The sequence below is a fragment of the Nostoc sp. PCC 9305 genome (assembly GCF_963920915.1).
In the GTDB taxonomy this organism is placed as follows: Bacteria; Cyanobacteriota; Cyanobacteriia; order Cyanobacteriales; family Nostocaceae; genus Nostoc.
Genome location: NZ_CAWUDN010000218.1, coordinates 1 through 3,528, shown reverse-complemented (window position 1 = coordinate 3,528; position 3,528 = coordinate 1). Strand labels below are relative to the sequence as shown.

Genomic DNA, 3,528 nt, shown 5'->3' with positions numbered 1-3,528 from the left:
CTAACTTCTAACTTCTAACTTCTAACTTCTAACTTCTAACTTCTAACTTCTAACTAATGATTGCTTTAGCTTGCTGACTCCATTGTTGTACTAGCTCAATTGCTGGACACAAATCTCGGCGCTGCATTGTTGCTACCTGCAAGCGCATAATTTGTTGGTGCAATCTGTGAGTGGGAGTTTGAGCTAACTGCACTACAGAACCAATACCTGCATGAAGCAATAAACCACAATATTGTGTCCCGACACTGGGAATACGTGCCAAGTCAGCTAAAGCCATCCATTTATTTACATACTGAAGATGAATCTGTAGTTTATTTGCTAACGCTAGTCTTGACTCTAAAGTTTTCCCTTGTTTGACTAAGGTTACTGTGCTAGTAATCCCACAATTTTGGAGTTGAGATTGTTCCTCGTGGCTCAGTCCAGGTAATTCCTCAATTGGCCAATCACGAGATTGGATAGTGGTTCTACTATCTTTGTGTTTAGCAGACATTGTTGAAATAAAAATATAGGCTTGTTTAAATATTGTGACAGTTGTTTCTTCGCAAAATTACGCTTTTGCGGTTTAGTGTTTGTATTGACGTGCAATTTTAACTCAATCTTCTGCAATACTGTTATTGATTTTTAATCAGGACTTACGCAAAATATCTCTCAAACTCTTATTCCTCCGTGTTCTCTGTGTCTCTGTGGTTCGATTTTCCGTTACCTGTACGTAAGTCCTATTAATATTAGGTTTATGCGGTAAATAACTCCCCTCGCAGCACAGTTACCGCTTGTCCGGCGAGAAAGACGCGATCGCCCCCGTCATAATCCACCTTCACCACGCCACCGCGACTAGATGCTTGATAAGCCAAAAACTCATTTTTGTGCAAGCGATCGCGCCAGAACCAAGCTAGACAGCAATGAGCCGCTCCTGTAACTGGGTCTTCATTAATACCTAATCCTGGTGCAAAGAAGCGAGAGACGAAATCATATTGAGAATCAGAGTCAGTCAGGCTGGTGATAATGACATCAGAAACAGGCAAAGTTTTGAGTAGTTGAAAATTGGGCTGTATTTGACGCACCAATTCTTCAGATTCCAATTCCACTAGATAACCTAGTGAATTCTGCAAGACAGATTTGTAGGGTACACCCAAAGCTTGCTTGAGTTCTGGAGGAGCAACTGTTGCTTGTGAGTGATTTACAGGAAAATCTAACTCAATCCACTCACCTTGAAACTTCGCAATCAGCACTCCACTTTTGGTATAAAAACGTGCAACTTCATCGGGTGACAAATGTCCCTCTGACCAAAGTACATGGGCACTAGCTAAAGTTGCGTGACCGCAAAGCGGCACTTCTACTGTGGGCGTAAACCAACGCAGATTAAAGCCATCATCCTGTCTGACTAGAAAAGCTGTTTCAGATAAATTCATCTCCTGCGCCAAGTTTTGCATCCAGCGCTCGTTTTGGAGAGTAGGCAAAACACAGACAGCAGCCGGATTACCTGCGAAAGGTGTATTGGTAAAAGCATCAACCTGAGTAATGATTTGTCCCATTAGATAGACTCACCTTGAAAGTTAGACAGCAATATATTTATCAGTAGCAAGGTGTAGGAGCGCAGCGTGCCCCTACTTGTTTAATGAGAACCACTATATACAGTACCTTAGAAATTAGGAATACAATCTCCAAAAACTAGAGTCAATGTTAAAGCAAACCGAAAACGTGAGGATAAAAATCTTCAGAAGCATCTTTGCTGCTGTCAACTTAGCGCTAATTTCTGGAGGATTAGTTAGTTGTGTTGTTGAAGCTCCGCAGCCACCTGCACCAATTGAGCAACAAAAACCAGAGTTACAACCTAACCAGAATGACAAAGATGACGACGACAAAGATGGCGATCGCAAAAATGATAAAAAAGATAGCGATCGCAAAAATGATAAAAAAGATGACGATAAAGACGATAACGACTAAATAAAGGTACAATTATCACCTTACATTTATGCTTATCCCACAAACTTCTACTTCTCTCGCGGAAACTTTACGCCACCGACGGCAACAACTAGCCAAGCTGATTGATTTTCCGGCAATTCTGTGGTCAGGTAGCAATAATTCGCGCAACTTTCCGGCAAATTCCTTTCCATTTCGTGCCAACAGTCATTTCCTTTATTTTGCCGGACTGCCATTACCAAAGGCGGCAATTCGTCTAGAAGCGGGCAAACTAGAACTATTCATCGACGATCCGTCACCCAGCAGCGCCCTTTGGCATGGAGAAACACCAACGCGCGAGGAAATAGCCGAGAAGATTGGGGCGGATGTGGCAGGGCCAATGGCAGAATTAGAGTCTTGGCTAGAAGATGCCGCTACACTTGCCGTCCAAGATGCAGCTACTTGGACGCAGCAATCGCAGCTATTAAATAGATGGGTTTTACCACAAAGTCCTCCCCAAGGAATTGACTTGGAGTTAGCGAAGGCGATCGTTTCAATCCGCCTTACCCACGATGATGCGGCATTAAGCGAGTTGCGAAAAGCTGCGGCTGTCACTGTCAAAGCTCACAAAGCGGGGATGGCAGCAACACCCCAAGCCAAACTAGAAGCTGAAGTTCGGGCAGCGATGGAAGGGGTAATTATTGCCCACAATATGACTACCTCCTACAACAGTATTGTCACTGTTCACGGTGAAGTTTTGCATAACGAGCACTATCACCATAGTTTGCAACCAGGTAATTTACTACTTGCCGATGTTGGGGCTGAAACTGAGACTGGTTGGGCAGGTGATGTGACTCGCACTTGGCCAGTTTCGGGTAAGTTTTCATCTACGCAAAGAGATATTTATAATGTCGTGTTGGCAGCCCATGATACTTGCATTGCCAAAATCCAGCCTGGTGTAGAGTATGGGGATATTCATCTGCTAGCGGCTACAGCGATCGCTGAAGGTTTAGTAGATTTAGGTATTTTACAAGGAAATCCCCAAGATTTAGTAGAAATCGATGCCCACGCGCTGTTTTTTCCTCATGGTATCGGTCATCTACTGGGTTTAGATGTGCATGATATGGAAGATTTGGGCGATTTAGCCGGCTATGAAGAGGGACGTTCAAGGAGCGATCGCTTTGGCTTAAGCTATCTCCGTTTAAATCGTCCCCTGCGTCCAGGAATGTTAGTCACAATTGAACCTGGTTTTTATCAAGTACCAGCAATTTTAAATGATGCCAATGTCCGTTCAAAATATCAGAATGTCGTGAATTGGCAGCGTTTATCTGAATTTGCCGATGTCCGGGGAATTCGCATTGAAGATGATGTTTTAGTTACTACAGAAGGCAGCGAAGTCTTAACCGCCGCATTGCCGAATGATGCTGATACTGTAGAGAATCTAGTTAATGGTTGAATTTACGCTAAATTTTACCCCACCCTAACCCTCCCCGTATGTATTGGCTACGGTGTATACACAAGTCTTCTAGAGTTGCGCCACAGGCTTTTGATCCCCCCAACCCCCCTTTTTAAGGGCAGGGTGGTTTCATACAAACAGAGAAAAATGACAATAGTTATGGGAAGCGATCG

Annotated in this window: 4 protein-coding genes; 2 read left to right on the top strand and 2 right to left on the bottom strand. The window is 43.7% G+C overall.

What is annotated here, in order from left to right:
• Positions 1–49: 49 nt before the first annotated feature.
• Together ACM0OX_RS35320 and ACM0OX_RS35315 are read right to left on the bottom strand one after the other, a co-directional pair.
• The gene (locus ACM0OX_RS35320; protein WP_334839673.1) at positions 50–490 is read right to left on the bottom strand and encodes a DUF4332 domain-containing protein; all 441 of its coding nucleotides are present in this window, start codon (positions 488–490) and stop codon (positions 50–52) included.
• Positions 491–731: 241 nt separating this feature from the next.
• Positions 732–1,532, bottom strand: coding sequence for a PhzF family phenazine biosynthesis protein (locus tag ACM0OX_RS35315; protein ID WP_414519831.1), 801 nt, complete (start codon positions 1,530–1,532; stop codon positions 732–734).
• A gap of 145 nt (positions 1,533–1,677) precedes the next feature.
• Here ACM0OX_RS35315 and ACM0OX_RS35310 point away from each other — a divergent pair, with 145 nt between their 5' ends.
• Entirely contained in the window at positions 1,678–1,944 is a 267-nt protein-coding gene (locus ACM0OX_RS35310) for a hypothetical protein (protein WP_414519829.1), read from the top strand.
• 28 nt (positions 1,945–1,972) lie between these two features.
• The gene (locus tag ACM0OX_RS35305; protein ID WP_414519827.1) at positions 1,973–3,355 is read left to right on the top strand and encodes an aminopeptidase P family protein; all 1,383 of its coding nucleotides are present in this window, start codon (positions 1,973–1,975) and stop codon (positions 3,353–3,355) included.
• The last annotated feature ends 173 nt before the right edge of the window (positions 3,356–3,528 follow it).

Coding starts and splice junctions, on each gene's coding strand:
- ACM0OX_RS35320 (WP_334839673.1), bottom strand. CDS start 490: ATGTCTGCTAAACACAAAGATAGTAGAACCACTATCCAATCTCGTGAT.
- ACM0OX_RS35305 (WP_414519827.1), top strand. CDS start 1,973: ATGCTTATCCCACAAACTTCTACTTCTCTCGCGGAAACTTTACGCCAC.
- ACM0OX_RS35310 (WP_414519829.1), top strand. CDS start 1,678: ATGTTAAAGCAAACCGAAAACGTGAGGATAAAAATCTTCAGAAGCATC.
- ACM0OX_RS35315 (WP_414519831.1), bottom strand. CDS start 1,532: ATGGGACAAATCATTACTCAGGTTGATGCTTTTACCAATACACCTTTC.